Annotated in this window: 15 protein-coding genes; 10 read left to right on the forward strand and 5 right to left on the reverse strand. The window is 51.0% G+C overall.

Annotated elements, in window-relative coordinates:
• Positions 1–33 precede the first annotated feature (33 nt).
• From porW to IE117_RS05460, 6 genes are all read left to right on the forward strand, one after another.
• Positions 34–2,280, forward strand: coding sequence for a type IX secretion system periplasmic lipoprotein PorW/SprE (gene porW, locus IE117_RS05435; RefSeq protein ID WP_189563298.1), 2,247 nt, complete (start codon positions 34–36; stop codon positions 2,278–2,280).
• Between the two features lie 145 nt (positions 2,281–2,425).
• On the forward strand, positions 2,426–4,723 hold the full coding sequence (locus tag IE117_RS05440) for a penicillin-binding protein 1A (protein WP_189563299.1): 2,298 nt from the start codon (positions 2,426–2,428) through the stop codon (positions 4,721–4,723).
• A gap of 49 nt (positions 4,724–4,772) precedes the next feature.
• Positions 4,773–5,906 carry a glycerate kinase gene (locus IE117_RS05445; protein WP_189563300.1) on the forward strand — a complete coding sequence of 378 codons (1,134 nt, stop codon included), beginning with the start codon at positions 4,773–4,775 and terminating at the stop codon, positions 5,904–5,906.
• Between the two features lie 155 nt (positions 5,907–6,061).
• A complete protein-coding gene (uvrC, locus tag IE117_RS05450; RefSeq protein ID WP_189563301.1) occupies positions 6,062–7,873 on the forward strand; it encodes an excinuclease ABC subunit UvrC in 1,812 nt (603 codons plus the stop codon).
• Positions 7,874–7,955: 82 nt separating this feature from the next.
• Positions 7,956–8,339 (forward strand): hypothetical protein, encoded by a 384-nt coding sequence (locus IE117_RS05455; protein ID WP_189563302.1) that lies wholly within the window; start codon positions 7,956–7,958, stop codon positions 8,337–8,339.
• A gap of 4 nt (positions 8,340–8,343) precedes the next feature.
• Positions 8,344–9,111 (forward strand): hypothetical protein, encoded by a 768-nt coding sequence (locus tag IE117_RS05460; RefSeq protein WP_229580359.1) that lies wholly within the window; start codon positions 8,344–8,346, stop codon positions 9,109–9,111.
• An 18-nt stretch (positions 9,112–9,129) separates the two neighbouring features.
• Here IE117_RS05460 and IE117_RS05465 read toward each other — a convergent pair whose 3' ends face one another.
• Both IE117_RS05465 and IE117_RS05470 read right to left on the reverse strand, forming a co-directional pair.
• The gene (locus IE117_RS05465) at positions 9,130–10,044 is read right to left on the reverse strand and encodes a DUF58 domain-containing protein (RefSeq protein ID WP_189563304.1); all 915 of its coding nucleotides are present in this window, start codon (positions 10,042–10,044) and stop codon (positions 9,130–9,132) included.
• A gap of 59 nt (positions 10,045–10,103) precedes the next feature.
• On the reverse strand, positions 10,104–10,586 hold the full coding sequence (locus IE117_RS05470) for a septal ring lytic transglycosylase RlpA family protein (protein ID WP_189563305.1): 483 nt from the start codon (positions 10,584–10,586) through the stop codon (positions 10,104–10,106).
• A 255-nt stretch (positions 10,587–10,841) separates the two neighbouring features.
• Here IE117_RS05470 and IE117_RS05475 point away from each other — a divergent pair, with 255 nt between their 5' ends.
• Complete coding sequence (locus IE117_RS05475) at positions 10,842–11,192, forward strand: DUF3276 family protein (RefSeq protein WP_374757961.1); 351 nt, start codon at positions 10,842–10,844, stop codon at positions 11,190–11,192.
• A 228-nt stretch (positions 11,193–11,420) separates the two neighbouring features.
• Positions 11,421–12,521 carry a redox-regulated ATPase YchF gene (ychF, locus tag IE117_RS05480; RefSeq protein ID WP_189563307.1) on the forward strand — a complete coding sequence of 367 codons (1,101 nt, stop codon included), beginning with the start codon at positions 11,421–11,423 and terminating at the stop codon, positions 12,519–12,521.
• 124 nt (positions 12,522–12,645) lie between these two features.
• On the opposite strand, the gene IE117_RS05485 is transcribed toward ychF, so the two are convergent.
• Positions 12,646–13,068 carry a hypothetical protein gene (locus IE117_RS05485; RefSeq protein WP_189563308.1) on the reverse strand — a complete coding sequence of 141 codons (423 nt, stop codon included), beginning with the start codon at positions 13,066–13,068 and terminating at the stop codon, positions 12,646–12,648.
• Between the two features lie 56 nt (positions 13,069–13,124).
• A complete protein-coding gene (locus IE117_RS05490; RefSeq protein WP_189563309.1) occupies positions 13,125–14,423 on the reverse strand; it encodes a type IX secretion system plug protein in 1,299 nt (432 codons plus the stop codon).
• Positions 14,424–14,549: 126 nt separating this feature from the next.
• Here IE117_RS05490 and IE117_RS05495 point away from each other — a divergent pair, with 126 nt between their 5' ends.
• Positions 14,550–15,143: a Uma2 family endonuclease gene (locus IE117_RS05495; RefSeq protein WP_229580361.1), complete on the forward strand. Its 594-nt coding sequence runs from the start codon at positions 14,550–14,552 to the stop codon at positions 15,141–15,143.
• Positions 15,144–15,153: 10 nt separating this feature from the next.
• Here IE117_RS05495 and IE117_RS05500 read toward each other — a convergent pair whose 3' ends face one another.
• Positions 15,154–17,100: an ABC-F family ATP-binding cassette domain-containing protein gene (locus IE117_RS05500; protein ID WP_189563310.1), complete on the reverse strand. Its 1,947-nt coding sequence runs from the start codon at positions 17,098–17,100 to the stop codon at positions 15,154–15,156.
• Between the two features lie 117 nt (positions 17,101–17,217).
• Here IE117_RS05500 and IE117_RS05505 point away from each other — a divergent pair, with 117 nt between their 5' ends.
• Positions 17,218–17,829, forward strand: coding sequence for a precorrin-2 dehydrogenase/sirohydrochlorin ferrochelatase family protein (locus IE117_RS05505; RefSeq protein ID WP_189563311.1), 612 nt, complete (start codon positions 17,218–17,220; stop codon positions 17,827–17,829).
• Positions 17,830–17,905: the final 76 nt, after the last annotated feature.

Raw genomic sequence — 17,905 nt, forward strand, 5'->3', positions numbered from 1 at the left:
GACCCCTGTTTATTGTTAAGTAAGACCTCCTTTGTGCCGAAAACACTATATTCATACTTAGCTCGCGGAAGTTTTCTGCTGTTGCCCGTGGTTGTGCTGTGGGGGTGCTCGCAATATAGTACTAATCCCGGTAGCGTTGCTTTCAACAACCTCACCGCCAAATACAACGCCTACTACATCGCCCGCACCGAGACTGAAATCGCCGAGCGGGCCATGCGGAAAGCTTATCAGGAAAACTACAATCAGATTCTGCCCATACTGCTGCCTTTGGATTCCACGCTGGCGATGAGCGTCAGGCCGCAGCTGGAAAATGCCATTGAAAAAGCGTCTATTGTCGCCGAGCGCCACCAGAATAGTAAGTGGCTGGACGACAGCTATACTCTCATTGGTAAGAATCGCCTTTATTTGGGCCAGTTCGACGACGGCGTGGAGGCGTTGCGTTATGTTTTTACCAATGGTCGGGATGAAGACGATAAGAACAAAGCGCTCATATGGCTGATGCGGGCGTATACCCAGAAGCAGGATTATTCCAACGCCCTCAACGTGGCTGAGTACCTCAGTCAGCAGCCGCTCAACAAAGAGGCGACCCGCGATTTTTATTTGGCCAAAGCCTACGTTCACCAGCGGCAGGGCGAGTACCTCACAGCCGTTGCCATTCTCGAGCAGGCTTTTCCTTTATTGAAACGCGGAGCTGAAAAGGCCAGACTGCACTTTGCCGCCGGACAGCTGTATGACCGCATCAATCAGTATGCGCTGGCGGCAGACCACTATCGCGCGGTGGGTAAAAATCGGCCCGACTACGACCTGTCTTTCTACGCCGACATGAGTTCGCTGCAAAACCGGGTGCTGCTCAACCCAAACGTTGACTTGTCGAGCGTGGGTTTCGATAAGATGCTGCGTGACCGTAAAAATAATGACCTTCAGGATCGGATTTACTACACGATGGGTTTATTGGCTGAGCGCCGGGGCCGCTATCCCGAGGCTGTTGAATATTTGCAAAAATCCGTAACGACTGCGGGGGCTAACGTCGAGCGAATTCCTTATACTTATCTGGAATTGGCCCGCATAAATTATGACCGCCTGGAAAACTATGAAAATGCTCAGGCGTATTATGACAGTGCACTCGTTTCGCTGCCGCCACAGACCGAACAATTTAAGACCATCTCGGACCGGAAAAAAGCCCTCGATGAGTTTGTTGCCCAAATGACCATTGTCCGTACTGAAGACAGCCTGCAAGCCCTGGCGCAGATGAACCCGGCAGCGCTTGATCGTAAACTGGATGTGATCATACAGGCTGAGGAAGATGAAAAAAAGCGACTACTGGCCGAAGCTCAGAAAGCATTGGAGGCATCCAGCCGCCCATCGGCTGCTGATATCGGGACGCCTTTCATCAACGGCAACGAACGTCGCTGGGAGTTGTACGACCCCTTGCTGGTTAATCAGGGAAAGGTCGAGTTCCGTCGCTTGTGGGGTAGCCGACCGCTGGAAGACGACTGGCGACGGGCCACCAAGGAAAACGCCTCATTCAATACGGGTACCCAGATCGTGGGCAATAAGCCGCCCGGTACGGAGGTTACCGCCACTACGACACCACCCGGAGTGCCGTCGGGACTGACTCCCGAAACCGGCATGGTGAATGGATCGGTAGCCTGGCTGGCGCGGCGTGATGAACTGCGCAAAAATGTGCCGATCAGCGGGGCGGATTTCACTGCCTCCGAGCGGCGCGAAGAGGATGCGTTGTACAACTTAGGCAAGATTTACCGTTTTGATTTAAAAGAGTCGGAAAAAGCAGTATCAACTTTCACGCGGCTGTTGAAGGATTTTCCCAAGAGCGCTTATCGCGAAGAAATTTATTACCTGATCTATTTGTCTCTGGAAGAGGGGGATAAAAATCGGCCGCTCTGGAAAGAAAAACTTCTGGCCGAATTCCCGAACTCAACCTACGCCAGGCTGCTGAATCAGGAGTTAACAGCCGGGAAAAGCGGCGGTGTTCCCGGCAGTTCAGCGAATGAAGCATATGATAAGTTGTTCGGGCTTTACTCGGCGGGTAATTATACCGAAGCCCTCGCCCAGACCGAGAACGCCCTGGCCCTCTACCGGGACAGCCCACTGGTGGATAAGTTCGCGCTGTTGCGGATTTTCCTGGTAGGCAAAGTCCGGGGCCGCGACGACTACCTGCAAGCCATCAACGAGTTCATCCGCTTATACCCCGATAGTTCCCTCCTCCCACGGGTGCAGGAAATGCTTGAAGTAACGGGTCGTGCCTCGATCCGGCGGTGATGTTTTTTGGGAAAGCGGTATCTTTGTTTTTGTGAGCCAAACAGCCTGAAAAGACAAGGAATACAATCAAATCAGAAATGCCAGGTAAATTCCGGCTCAACATTGCACGAATCTCCCCCTAACTCATAAATTTCAGAATTCATTAATGTTTGAATTAAACTCAGGTAAATATAAAAAGGCCATTATCCGGCTGTGGCGGTTTGCTGCGCTGGGCGTGGGATTATTCATATTGTATATCGTGGCGGTCAGCTTCAATTTTTTCTGGTTGTTCGGGCCAATGCCCGACCTGAAAACGTTGGAAAACCCGAAAAGCGAGGTAGCCTCCGAACTGATTTCGGAGGATGGCAAGTCCATCGGCAAGTACTTTTTCGAGAACCGCGCTCCCGTGGAATTTGATCAGGTTTCGCCCAATCTGGTCAAAGCCCTGCTGGCCACTGAGGATGCCCGCTTTGTCAAGCACTCCGGCATCGATCTGCGTTCCTTATTTCGGGTAGCGAAGGGTGTGGTCACGGGTAATTCCGGTTCAGGTGGGGGAAGTACCCTGACGCAGCAGGTGGCCAAAAACCTTTTTGAAACTCGCTCTGAGAAGTACTCGGGCATACTGGGCCAGGTGCCGCTGGTACGCACAGTTATCGTAAAGACTAAGGAGTGGATCCTTTCCGTCATTCTGGAAAGGAAATACACCAAGCGGGAAATCATGATGATGTACCTGAACACGGTGTCGTTCGGTAACAACACCTACGGGCTGAAAGTAGCAGCGCGCACGTATTTTAATAAAGACACCTGGGATCTCGATATTCACGAAGCAGCCCTGCTGGTTGGAATGTTGCAAAACCCTTCACTGTACAATCCCCGCCGTTTTCCGCAAAACGTCCTCAATCGCCGTAACACAGTCCTGGACCAAATGCAGAAGTACGAATTTATTTCTGCGGAAAAATACGCGATCGCTAAGGAAAAGCCCCTGAGCCTGAACTTCACCATCGAAAGCCACAATACGGGTACGGCACCCTACTTCCGGGAATCCATGCGTGGGTACCTGAAAGAGTGGGTTAACCAATACAACGACGACAACGGTACGGATTACGATCTGTACACCAGTGGTTTGCGGATTTACACCACAATAGATTCCCGGATGCAAACCTACATGGAAGAGGCGATACGGGAGCACATGAAAACCCAGCAGGCGCTGTTTATGGAGCATTGGAAGGGGCGCAACCCCTGGATTGATCAGAACGGTAAGGAAATTCAAGGATTTGTAGAAAGGGCCGTGCGGGTATCGCAGCGTTTCATTAGTCTGAAGAAAGAAGTAGGGGAGGAAGAGGCCTGGAAAATCATGCGGACGCCTTATAAAATGAAGGTGTTCAGCTACGACGGGGAGAAAACGATGACCATGAGCCCCATCGATAGCATTAAGTACTACAAGCACTTCCTGCATACGGGTATGGTTTCCACCGACCCGCGCAACGGCCACGTAAAAGCCTGGGTGGGCGGTGTGGATTTTCGGTACTTCAAATACGACCACGTGAAGCAAAGCGCGCGGCAGCCGGGCTCGACCTTTAAGCCTTTCGTGTACGTCTCGGCCCTCGATCGCAATTTCCTCACGCCCTGCGACCATGTCGTGGATCGCCCCGTCACATTCACACTGGCCGACGGTGTACCGGGTGGCTGGACGCCCAAGAACGCCAACGGGCGTTATTCCTACGCTTCACTCTCGTTGCGGCAGGCTATCGGAAAGTCGGTTAATTCGGTGAGCGCTTATCTGATGAAACAGGTTAAGCCAACTACCGTGGTGGACTACGCCCACAAGCTGGGCATCACCAGCAAGCTGGATGCTAAGCCATCATTGTGCCTGGGCATTAGTGACGTATCGGTGTATGAAATGGTGGGTGCCTACTGTACTTTCGCCAATAACGGCCACCGCACTGAACCCATGACAATCTTGAGGATTGAAGATCGCTTTGGTAATTTGTTGCAGGAGTTTTTCCCCAAAGCCAACCAGGAATTGAGCGAAAACATGGCCTACACCATGCTGTACCTTATGCGCGGTGCCGTGGAAGATCCCGGCGGAACGGCCGGACGGCTGCGCAGCTACGGTGTGACGGATGGCAACGAAATCGCGGCAAAAACAGGAACTACCTCCAACTACTCCGATGGTTGGTTCATGGGCATGACGTCCAACCTGGTGACAGGTATCTGGGTGGGTGGTGAAGACCGCAGCACCCACTTTCGCACAATGGCTTACGGACAGGGCGGTCGCATTGCACTACCTGCCTGGGGATTATACATGCAAAAAGTGTACGCTGACCCCACCCTGGTACAATACCGCAAGAGTAAATTTGAAAAACCCGTTAATTTCCGGCTCGATTGCGGTGGCGTATATACTGATAGCAGCAATACCTATACCCCGCCTTCCCTGTCTGACGACGAGGGGGTATTGTTTTAATTTTGAATCGGTCGGCACGAACCGCCCCGCGACATTCCGACAATAGCTTTTGAAAATTCTCCTCGCTCCCGACAAATTCCGTGGCTCGCTGGAAACGGACGAGGTCTGTACGGCGATGGCTTCCGGTGTCCGGCTGGCTTTTCCTGAGGCCGAAGTGGTGTCGGTTCCGCTGGCGGATGGCGGCGAGGGTTTTGCCAAAGCTCTTACACTTAATTCCGGGGGAGAATATATTTCTCTTGTGGCACAGGACCCACTGAGACGTCCTATTGAGGCTGCCTACGGACTTTCTGCTGATAAGCGAACCGCCTTCATCGAAATGGCTGCCGCATCGGGGCTGGGGTTACTCAACGAAACTGAGCGTGACCCAATGGTGGCTACTTCTTATGGCACCGGGCAGTTAATTGCTGATGCCCTAGAGCATGGAGTCGAGAGCATTATCCTTGGTATTGGAGGAAGTGCAACCAACGATGCCGGCACGGGTATGGCAGCGGCATTGGGATTTCGTTTTTTTGATAAAAACAAAAAAGAAATATTTCCCCAGGGTGGTAGTTTGGCCGAAATACAATCCATTGATTCTTCCGGCATTCATCCCAAACTACCCGATACGAGAATCACTGTCGCCTGTGACGTGACAAACCCTTTGTACGGAGCAAACGGCGCAGCGTATATCTACGGACCGCAGAAAGGTGCGTCGCCACAACAAGTTGAAAAGTTGGACAATGGCCTCTGCCACCTGTCTGAGATAGCTACTAGAACTTTCGGGCGCGACACTAGTCAGATGCCTGGCGCAGGGGCGGCGGGTGGAGTGGGGGCAGGGGTGCTGTGGTTTTTGAATGCGGTGCTAAGATCGGGGGCGGCCATCGTCTTTGAACAAACCCAGCTGGAAAGCCAGATTCGTGATGCCGACCTGGTGATCACGGGAGAAGGGAAAATGGATCGTCAGACGCTTAGCGGCAAGCTGGTACTTGGGGTGGCCGATATGTGTGCGCGGTACAATGTTCCCGTAGCGGCAGTCTGTGGGACGCTGGCCCTTTCGCCCGAAGAAATCAAAGAAACGGGCATCACATACGCCGTATCGGTCATCGACCGTCCGCTCTCCCTCGAAGACGCCCAGCGCAATGCCTTCGCGCTGGTAGAGCAGGCAACCTTTCATCTGGTACGGTTGTTTTTCTACGGTAAATAGAGAAAAACAACCCTCTGTTTCGTTTTCCTTCCGGCTTATTGAAGCTTCAAGCTATTGAACTATTGTATATTATGTTAAAATAAGTACGTAGGGATTTTGCCGAATCTGTTCCTATTCATTATCGCTGCGGGGCACCCCGCACTGTCCAATACCCATTGAGTAAATTTGATTCAAAAACTGAACTGGCCCGCGTGCCGCATGAGCCGGGGGTATACCGCTACTTCGACGAGAAGGATGAGGTGATTTATGTAGGTAAAGCCAAAGATCTGCGCAACCGCGTCGGGAGTTATTTTGCCAAAACCAACCAGCACGACCGCAAAACCAAGCGGCTCGTGAGCCAGATCAGGCGGCTGGAATTCACCATCGTTCCCACCGAATGGGATGCGCTGCTGCTGGAAAATCAGCTGATCAAGCGTTTTCAACCCAAGTACAATATCCTGCTGCGCGACGATAAGACGTATCCCTTCATCTGCATCACCCACGAACCGTTCCCCCGCGTGATTACCGTCCGGCGGGTAGACCGTCGGCTGGGTACTTACTTCGGCCCTTTCGCCAATTCGCGGGCCATGTACGCGCTGCTGGATATGTTCAAAGAGTTGTACACGATCCGCTCCTGTCACCTTAATCTGACGCCCGAGAACATCGAGGCGGGTAAGTTCAAGGTGTGCCTGGAATTTCACCTCGGCAACTGCAAAGGCCCTTGTGAAGGTCGCCAGCCGATGGCGGATTACGATGCTGAAATCGACCAGATCAACCACATCCTGAAAGGAAACCTGGCCGTGCCGCAGCAGTACTTTAAAGATCAAATGCTGGAAGCTGCCGAGAAAATGGCCTTCGAACAGGCGCATGAGTGGAAGACGAAAATTCAGTTGCTGGACAATTTTCAGAGCAAAGCCACGGTCGTCAACCCGCGCGTCGGTGATGTGGACGTGCTGACTGTCATTTCGGACGAAGAAGCCGCTTACTTAAACTACATGAAAGTCAAGAATGGCTACGTGGTCGCTACGCAGACATTCGACATCAAGAAACAACTCGAAGAAAAGGATGAAGAGATTCTGGCCCTGATTATCCTGGAAATGCATGAGAAATACGGCTCCGACGCCAAAGAACTCATTTCCAACGTCACGCCCGATCTTGATATGAAGATTAATATTGTGGTACCGCAGATCGGCGATAAGAAAAAGCTGCTGGACATGTCGATGAAAAACGTCATGTTCTTCCGCCGCGAAAAGGCGGAACGCCGGGCCGTCGAAGCCTCCGCCGCGACATCCAAGAAAGACCGTGTCCTGATCAAGCTTAAAGCCGATTTGCAACTCAAATCCCTGCCCCGCCACATCGAGTGTTTTGACAACTCCAACATTCAGGGTACTAATCCCGTGGCGGCGATGGTGTGTTTTAAAGACGCCAAGCCTTCCAAAAAAGACTACCGACATTATACAATTAAAACTGTGACGGGTGCCAACGACTTCGCCTCCATGAAGGAAGTAGTAGGCCGCCGCTACGCCCGGCTGCTCAACGAAGAATCGCCGCTCCCCGACCTCATCGTGGTGGATGGCGGTAAGGGGCAACTCAGCGCCGCCGTGGATGCTCTCAAGGAATTGGGGATCTACGGCAAAGTACCCATTATCGGCATCGCGAAGCGGTTGGAAGAAATTTATTTCCCCGGTGACTCGCTGCCGCTTTACATCGACAAAAAATCGGAATCATTGAAGCTCATTCAGCAGGCCCGCGACGAAGCCCACCGCTTCGCCATTTCTTATCACCGCGACAAACGCAGCCGGGGTAGTTTGGTGAGCGAACTGGAAAACGTGGAGGGCATCGGCAAGAAAACCGCCTCGGTACTTTTGAAACATTTCCGGGGCATCAAGGCCATCCGCGAAAGTACCCCCGAGCAATTAGCCGAGGTAGTTGGGCCGGACAAGGCGAAGAAGGTGAAGGCGTACTTTGAGAAGATGTTGGTGGAGTGATTTTTTTTGGGAAAGATTCCAACCTTTTCCCGATCAAAGTAATCTCACGGAAGAAGCTGGATACTTAAAAAGCGAAAATTGAATGAAAAAACTGCCCTTCTTTCTCTGTTCACTATGCATCTTAATTTTAGGTTGCAAGTCCAAAGATCCCCTTCCGGCGGAAGTCTGGTCTTCTGACTGCGTCGAGTTGGCCCCTTTCGAAGGTGCGTACCGCCTGACGGGTGTGTGCTGCGAGTACGTTTTGCTGCCAGCCATTGAAACCAATAAAAAGCGTACTTTCAAAGTAAAGGGTAGTTATCATTCCTTCACCGGAGCAGGCTATACGGATATACCAATAGAAATAACGGGTAATCTGGCTCCGAATGATACGACGCTAACTTTGAAGTACGCCGTAAATTCCCAGGAAAACGTTTTTGTGCTGAATCCGGGAAGTGCAGAAATGAAATGTCAATGTTTTTGCTATTGAATGGATGAGATTCAGATTTCTGCTACCGGCGTGCTGTCTACTCCTTCTGCCGATAGCGGAAGGCTTGGCGTTCACACCTGCTATTGCCAAAATTCATTTCACAATTGCGAATCGCACCGACGGCCGTATACTTTCGCTGCTTGTCCTCCAATCCGATGATTCTTCCTTTGCGACTTTTGATACACTGAGGACTATAGGGGAGTTTTCGCGAGGAATGATCATGGCAGGAGGGCCAAATAGTATGTTCAAGGCCTACCAAAAAATCATTATCCAAACTGATTATCGCGAATTCGATACCGGGCCGTTAAGTTATGGTGGGCGATGCTCCGCTTTCTCGTTGGTGATGAGCCCGGAAGATTTGAAAGTTAGCCGCGACTACTCATACAAAATAATGAGGTGGATTCGGCTGCTTTTAGTTATTTTCCTATTTACCTATATTATCAAAGGATTGCCACTTCTATTGATCGTTAGGCGTCGCTTCGGGCGTATTTATAAGGATTTTTTAATATTGAACGGTATTTTTGCCATCTGTTTTCTCGTTTCGCTCAACTTTTCCTTTGGTGGAAGTCATGGAGAAGGCATTGAACGATCAAGTATGTTCATCTACGCCATACTTCTGCTGACCGCGGCCCTGGAAACCTACCGTTACAGTGAGCAGGTGTCTGAATCATCGAAACGGCTTATCATTGCCATCGTTGTGAGTAATCTGCTATGGGCCTTTCCCGGCTATTTAGTAACGCTTTTCGGCGTATTTATTTTTAGTGGGTGTTAAAAAACTACTGGTCCAAACTCATCTCATTTTCGAATGCTTCACCAGATAAGCCGTCAAAATCGGATCGAAGCCCTGCGCGATATCGGCCTCGATGAAGTCGATTTTGTATTGCCCGCATTTGAGCTTTAGATCCTGGTAGAATTTCTTGACAAACTCTTGGTACTGATCGCGTACCTGGTGCGGCTGCACCTTCACGCGCTCGCCCGATTCCAGGTCCACAAACTCGTAGGGTCGATCCTCAAAGGCAAACTCTTCCTCCGTGCGGCGGTCGGTGACGTGGAAGAGAAGTACTTCGTGCATATTATGGCGCAGGTGCTGCAGGGCCGAGAAAAGCTCTTCGCTATGCTCCAGATCCTCGAACATATCGCTGAAAAGTACCACCAGCGAACGCTTGTGAATTTTCTGGGCAATCAGGTGAATGACATCGGCCACCGAAGTTTTGCGCAGCGGGCGTGGCTTTTGGAGTAGTCCTTCCAGTTCCAGCAGAATTTTGTGGATGTGCGAGGGCGTGGATTTTACCTGCGTCTGCGTTTCGATTTCTTCCGAAAAAGTCGTCAGGCTCACGGCGTCCTTCTGGCGTTGCAGCAGGTGCGCCAAACAGGCTGCCGCCATAATACTGAACGTGATTTTGCCGTAGTTTTCCTCGGGGTAGTACATCGAGGACGACGTATCGAGCAGCAAATGGCAGCGCAGGTTGGTTTCTTCCTCGTAACGTTTTACGAAGAGGCGGTCGGTCTTGGCAAATACCTTCCAATCCATATGGCGGGTACTTTCACCCGTATTATACAGCCGGTGCTCGGCAAACTCTACGGAAAAGCCGTGAAACGGGGATTTGTGCAACCCCGTGATGAAGCCTTCGACCATCTGCCGGGCCAGAAATTCCAGATTCCCGAACTCTCTTACCTTCGCTAAATCCAGTGGGCGTTTGTTCATTGCTTTTTTTATCAAAATCTAACTCCCACGAATATACGAAGCAAATCGGTAAGTGATGCTCAGTACAGGAAACCTTCGTCCTCTTCGGCTACCAGCGTTTCGCGCGCCTGATAATCGGTGGGCAAGTTTTTGCGCAGGAGCCGTTTTTTGGGAAGATTCATCACCAAACCATCGGCCCCGATGACTTTCAGACGCACTTTGGCTATGCCGCTCTGGATCATCCCTATCTGGTGGGCGGCAGATTTACTAATGTCGATTATTCGAGTTTTGGAGAATGGTCCCCGGTCAGTCACGCGGACATTGACCTTGCGGTTGTTTTTGAGGTTTGTAACCTCAATTAAGGTATTGTAGGGAAGGGTGGGGTGGGCGGCGGTTAATTCTTTGTTGCTGAACAGTTCACCGTAGGAGGTTTGACGGCCGTTGAACTTGGGAGAGTAGTAGGAGGCCATCCCGGTTTCGATTTTTCCCATGTACTCCTGCATTTGGGGGGAGGGGTCGGACAGGCTGACCATCAGGAAAATGTAGAACGCTTGTAAATTCATACCAAAGGTTTTAGATGAAACATCTGGCCCGCTTCATTATCTTAATTGAATCGGAAGGGAAACGAGCCGCTACTGGTAATTTTCGACAAAGGTAACGGAATGATTATTAGTACAAATACAAGTCATTTAATTAGTATAATTAATTAGTAGTAATGTTATATTTTAGGGGGTTCAAGCGCGTTACGACTGGCTGGAATGTTTGTTCAGAGCAATAAACTTTCTATTTTAGCGTTCGATTTAACTTTTAACTACTAAATAGTGGAAGACAGAGAGCAGATCTACTCCAACCGGGTCAGGGCCGGGAAACGCACGTACTTTTTTGATGTCCGGGCCACCCGCGCTAACGATTACTACCTCACAATCACCGAAAGCCGCCGCCACACCGATGGAGAAGGGTTCAGCTACGAAAAACACAAACTGTTTCTGTACAAAGAGGATTTCGATAAATTTATCGAAGCCTTGCAGGATACGGTCGATCATGTAAAGGAGGAACTCCTGCCCGATGTTGACTTCACTCAATACGAACCAAAGGAGGAGGAGCTTAATGGCCAGGCCGACAAAACCGATTTTAAATTAGGCGAAGGGTCAGATTTGAAATGGGAATAGTTGTTTGAGTTGAGGGTGACCTTTGCCCGGAATTGCGCTTCTGAGATTCCTTCTTATACGATGTACTTTACCGGCCTTCGGGATTCATTCCGAAGGCTATTTAGTTTTTAGGCAGGTAATCTGTACTTTTGCGGTTTAATTGATATCAAGCTTAGGTATTTGGTGCATAGATACTTACAGAAAGAATATTAATTACCCATCATCCATTGTCAATTATCCACTGAATAAATGAGTTTACAATGCGGAATTGTCGGATTGCCCAACGTCGGGAAATCCACACTTTTTAACGCCATATCGACGGGTAAGGCCGAAGCAGCCAACTACCCATTCTGTACTATTGAACCCAATGTAGGGGTCGTTACTGTCCCCGACGAGCGACTGGAAGTGCTGACCGGATTGGTTAAGCCCCAGAAGGTATTGCCGACGATCATCGAGTTCGTGGATATTGCTGGGCTGGTGAAAGGGGCAAGTCAGGGAGCAGGGCTGGGCAATAAGTTTTTGGCCAATATCCGCGAAGTGGATGCCATTGTACACGTCATCCGCTGCTTCGAGGACGAGAATGTCGTTCACGTCGAGGGCAGGGTCGATCCGGTGTTTGATAAGGAAATTATAGACATCGAATTGCAGCTCAAAGACCTTGAATCGGTCAACAAGAAGATTCAGAAAGTCGAAAAAGCCGTTCGTACCGGCGACGCCAAAGCCAAAGCCGAGCTGCAAATCCTGCAAGATTACAAAGCCGCTCTGGAAGCAGGACGCAGTGCCCGGACGCTGGCTTATACAAAAGAAGAAAGGGAAAGCGCCATTGGCGACCTTCAATTGCTCACCGTAAAGCCCGTGCTGTACGTTGCCAATGTCAATGAGGAGTCGATGCTCTCTGGCAATGAATATTCCGAAAAGCTCCGTGAGGCAGTTAAGGACGAGAACGCCGAAGTCGTGGTACTTTGCGCCGCCATTGAATCCCAGATTGCCGAAATAGAAGATCCCGAGGAGCACGAAATGTTTCTGACGGAGTATGGATTGAAGGAAGCCGGACTGGATCGGCTCATAAGAGCTTCATACTCGTTACTGGACCTGATCACTTACTTCACAGCGGGAGTAAAAGAAGTGCGGGCCTGGACTATCCGGCGCGGCTGGAAGGCACCACAGGCAGCGGGCGTCATTCACTCCGACTTCGAGAAGGGCTTTATTCGGGCCGAGGTGATCAAGATTCCCGATTACCAGCAATACAAAACCGAAGCGGGTGTGAAGGAAGTAGGAAAAATGGCTGTGGAAGGAAAAGAGTATGTGGTGCAGGATGGCGACGTGATGCACTTCCGCTTCAACGTCTGACCACGGAAATTTGCGTTTTCTCTTAGCAAGCACAGGGCCTGAGCAACGCTCCATCAGGCTGAAATAAAATAGATTACAGCTGCATGGCCTGCCTGGATATTTTCCCGACAGGCTATTGTATTGGTCAGGAGTTCAGGAATGATCCCGGCGGAAAATGGTCGTTGGGGAGAGAACCGGGCCCATGCATCACCGCTCGCAGGGTACGGGCCATATGGATGAGGTCGTCTACGCGATAATGAGCTTTGCTCAACGTCGCCGGGCTGTAACCCTGCTTGATGAGCTGCACAAACAATTCACGTAGTAAGTGCAGCTCATCGACGTGGACTGAGAAGTCATTCACGACGAACATCTGAAATCCGCGATCTTCCTCCTGGTGAAAATAGATCACCAGGTGAAAATCGTTGCCGTTGAAAAAACTGCGGACGTGGTCTTTGTCAAAATCCTCGGGCATTTCTTTATGGTCGACCAGCAGATCGATAATCTCGGTTTCGCGGCGGGTGACCAGCAGATCGGGCGAGATATTAAAACTTTCCGGACGGTGAGACATGGATATCACTGTTTTAGGTTTGGCTTAAGACAATTTAAGTCAAAAATCCCGCAAAATCAACGGCGCCGGTTCCACTCTACCGTCCGGTAGCCGACCAACTTATCGGCGCGGGCAGCGGGCGGGCGGTTGTACACCAGAATGTCATAATCGTTTTCTGTCGCTGCGAAATTCCCTTCTATCACAGCCTCGTCTGACTTATTGGCATCGCCCTGAACTGCGGTGTAGTCGTAATTGATTACGCCCTGTTTGAGTAAAATTACCGCCTGGTAAGCCTGAAGATCGACGTTGTAAGTCATGCGGTTGAGTTCGTTGAGCAGCCACAGGTTAAAGCTTCCGTTCACATACACTGACGCACCGGCTATCTCAGGCATCTTCAATGTAAAAACAACCGGCGTATAGTCAGCCTCGTCGCTGCCCATGCCCGACTCGCGCTGATCCACGATGTACTGGCCGTTTAGATCGTCCATTTGAATATAGGCTCCGAAGGCTCTGGGCTTATCGGGCGAAAGTACCAGACGGGTGAACTCGCTGAGCCTTTCCAGTTCGTATACGCCGTAGCCCCGCGCCGACAGCGTCCGGCTGTCGAAGTAGCGGAATTCGTTGCCTCCGGGGAAAGTATTTTCCAGGTTGAAAAACTGATACTCCAGAACCGAATCGAAGGGGCGCACATTGGTGGGTTTGAAATCGCTCTTGGCCTTGTCCCAACGGAAATTTTGCCGCATCACGACCTTCAGATCGCTCTGCGGCGCCACTACCTGATACCCTTTGTAATCAAGGCTGAAATCGATTTGCTGATCGGTGCGCTGCTCGCGGATACCTTGCGAGAAGCGCGCCTGCGCCGCAATGCGTACTTTGTTTTCATAGACCATGAACCGCCGCGTGAAAACTACCCGCCGTTGCCGCTCGGAGTACACCACCAGCACATAGTTGCCCGAGACTTTCAGGCGCGGGATCTGAAAACGATAGTGGTAGTAGGGGACTTTGGTGCTGAACGACTGCTTGAATTCCGTGATAGGGTAGTCGTTGTACTCATAGGTAAACTCAATATCGTTCAGCGCAGATTTGTTCCAATCGGCATTGCAGTGAATCAGCTTGGCGCGGAAGCCACGGTAGTCGGCAGTCATATCGTCGAATTCCAGCGTGAGCGGCCGGTCGCCATCGAGCGGAATCACCGCCGGGCCAATCAACCGCCGGGGATCGTCGGGATTATAAGCGGCGGGGTAGAGCAGCACGGTTTTTATATTTTCCTGATAGATATAGTCTTCCAGTCGAACATCTTCTGCCCGCGGTTGAGCAAAGGTTTCTGGAAAAGAATAGATGAGCAGGAGCAGTATTGGCAGGCAGTAGTGACGCATATTTTGAAGAGATAGGAACGAATCGGTTTTTCCAAAACAAACGAAAAGTATACCAGCATCGCCTAATTGTCAGTGGATTTATCGGGATTGCCTCAGGAAATCGCTATTTTTGAAAAAAAAGAAGCCATGACCATGACCGCCCAACCTAAGCAAAAGTACTCGCCCGAAGAATACCTGCAACTGGAACGCGCGGCCGAATACAAAAGCGAATACTATCGAGGCGAAATATTCGCGATGGCCGGAGCCAGCCGCAATCACAACCGGATCGTAGGAAATCTAAACGGGCTGTTCTATAATTTTTTACTGGCTAAACCCTGTAATTTCTATCCCAGCGACATGAGGGTGCACGTTCCTGCCAATGGGCTTTACACTTACCCGGACTTGCTGGTGGCGTGCGGGCAGGAGGAATACCTGGATGATGAAACTGACACGCTACTCAACCCAAAAATCATTATTGAAGTACTTTCCAAGAGTACTGGAAGCTACGACCGTGGCGATAAATTCGAAATGTATCGGAGCATTCCCACACTCATGGAATACGTTTTGGTCGACTCTCGCCGTGTCAAAGCCGAGGTGTGGAGAAAAGAAGAAGGGACGTGGCTGCTAGCCATCGAGACTAACGACCTCGAGTCAAACCTCGAACTGAAAAGTATAGATTTTACACTCTCGTTACACGACGTATACAATAACACCGAGGGCATAAGGTTTGGGTGGGATTAACTGAAACCCCTTACCCCTCCAGCTCCTCCGCTTCCAGCATCGCTACCTCCCATGCTTTAGTCGCGTCAGCGATTTTCTGGCGGGTATTGGCGTATTTCTCGTTGAGCTCGTCGAGCGTGTCCTTTTCCGAATAGGAAGCCGGATCGGCTAGTTGGGTTTCCAGTTTTTTCTTCTGCGATTCCAGATCGGTGATGGTAGCTTCCAATTCTTCCACCTGCTTTTGGGCTTGTTTCAAAGCCCGCTGGTTTTCCGGCTTGGGCGACGGTTCTTTTTTCTGGCCATTGGAAGGAGCCGGGGCGGCTGTGCTTTTGGGAGGCGGGGCACTGCTGACGATCGCCTTGTCGCTCACCGCCGATTCAAGGCCACGCTCTTCGAGCCACAGCTCGTACTCTTCGTAAGTACCGGGGTATTCTTTGATTTGGTGGTCCTCGATATACCAGATTTTAGTGGCAATATTCTCGACAAAATAGCGGTCGTGGCTCACCACGATATAACTACCTTCATACTGCTGCAATGCCTGAATGAGAATATTCACCGACTGCATATCGAGGTGGTTGGTCGGCTCGTCAAGCAGCAGGAAATTAGCCTGGGATAAAAGCACTTTGGCTAAGGCTACCCGCGACTTTTCGCCGCCGGAAAGTACTTTTATCTTCTTGAACACATCGTCATTGGTGAACAGGAAGCAGCCCAGCACCGTCCGTAGCTCGGTCTCGGTCTTATTGGGGTTGGCGTACTTCAGTTCTTCGATCAGGTTGTGCGCCACATTCAGTGACTCCAGCTGGTGCTGGGCGTAGAACGTGAACGACACATTATGGCCCAACCGACGGACACCTTTGTGCTTTTCGGTACCCGCTACGATACGCAACACCGTTGATTTGCCGCGCCCGTTGGCTCCGATGAGCGCGATTTTGTCGCCGCGCTCCATGCTGATATTGGTGTGGTCGAGGATGAGCTTTTCGCCGTAGGCCTTTGAGGCGTCCTCCAGCTGAAACACGTGGCGCCCCGGCTGAGTAGTGAACTGGAAGCGAAAATGAACCTTGGCATTTTCATCGATCACCTCGTCCACGACATCCATGCGGTCAAGTGCCTTCACGCGGCTCTGCACCTGCCGGGCCTTCGTGGCTTTAGCCTTAAACCGTTCGATAAAGCGCTCGGTCTGACGTATTTTCGCCTGCTGATTTTCGTAAGCGCCGCGCTGTATTTCGTTGCGCAGCTCTTTCTCTTCCTCATAATAAGAGTAGTTGCCCGAATAGAGATTCAACTTCCCGCCCGAGACTTCTACGATTGTATCTACTACATTATCAAGGAATTCGCGGTCGTGTGAAACCACGATCACCGCACCCTCGTAGTTTTGGACATACTTCTCTACCCACTGGATGGAGGGAAGGTCCAGGTGGTTGGTCGGCTCGTCAAGCATGAGCAGGGCGGGCTTTTGCAGCAATAGCTTCGCGAGCATCACCCGCATCCGCCAGCCTCCCGAAAATTGGCGTAAAGGCTGGGAAAGATCTTCTGTTGAGAAACCCAATCCCTCCAAAATGGCCTCTGCCTTGGCCTGAATGGAATAGCCATCCAGCGCCTCGAATTCATCCTGAGCGCGGGCGAGCTTGTCCACCAACTCGTCGCGGTAGTTGGTTTCCATCTCGTGCAACACTTTATCGATCTGGGCCTGCAGTTCGTTCTGTCGCTCAAATGCCTGCATGGCCACCGAGAGAATGGACTCGTCGCTCTGGTAAGAAAGCAAATCCTGGTTCAAAAAACCGATGGTGCAGTCGCCGGATTTGGAAATACTCCCCTCGTCCGGCTGGTATTCACCGTCGATCATGCGCAGCAGGGTGGATTTCCCGGTGCCATTCAGACCGATGAGGCCAATTTTTTGCTTGGGCTTAATATGCAGCGATGCGCCGTCGTAGAGCGCGCGGTCGCCGAGGTAGTAGCTAAGGTTTGTTATCGCAATCATGCCGCAAAGGTACGGCGAAAGCGCGAAATTCGGTAGCCGGGAATGGGTCGAATCCGCTATAATCCGTTAAATTTGAGTTCTTGGTAGTATATCCCCCGAAAAACAAATCCTCATATTTTGAATAACCTGTTTCCCATTTTTCTGAAACTAGACAACGATGACCTGCATTTGCTCATCGTAGGGGGCGGCTACGTGGGGCTGGAAAAAATCGAGGCTGTGCTTGGTAATTCGCCAGAAGCCACCATCACGCTTGTGGCCCCGGAAATCCGGGATGAGATTAGGGGCATTGCCGCCCAAAAGCCGAACGTCAATCTGGTTTTTCGCCCTTTCGAGGATTCCGACCTCGATCATAAGGATTTAGTTATTGTGGCGACCAATAACCGGGAGGAAAACAAACGCATTAAGCGCGTGGCCCGCGCCCGGCATCTGCTCTGCAACGTGGCTGATACGCCTGATGAATGTGATTTTTATCTTTCTTCCATTGTAAAAAAAGGGAATCTAAAGGTAGCCATCTCCACCAACGGCATGTCGCCCACTCTTGCCAAACGCCTTCGCGAGGTACTTACCGAAGCCTTGCCCGACGACCTGGAAACGGCCATGGAACAGCTAAAAGCCGTCCGGGACCAATTGCGCGGCGACTTCGAGTATAAGGTGCAGGAGCTAAATAGGATTACGGAGGTGTTGATTAAAGAAGCTACCAGGTCCCAAAGCGGCAAAGCCACAGAGTGACACCGACGCACTGACACAGATGGGCATTTGATGATCAATTGCCGGATGCCTTTGCTTCCGGTTGACGAAGCAGAAA

It is taken from the genome of Persicitalea jodogahamensis (genome assembly GCF_014651615.1).
In the GTDB taxonomy this organism is placed as follows: domain Bacteria; phylum Bacteroidota; class Bacteroidia; order Cytophagales; family Spirosomataceae; genus Persicitalea; species Persicitalea jodogahamensis.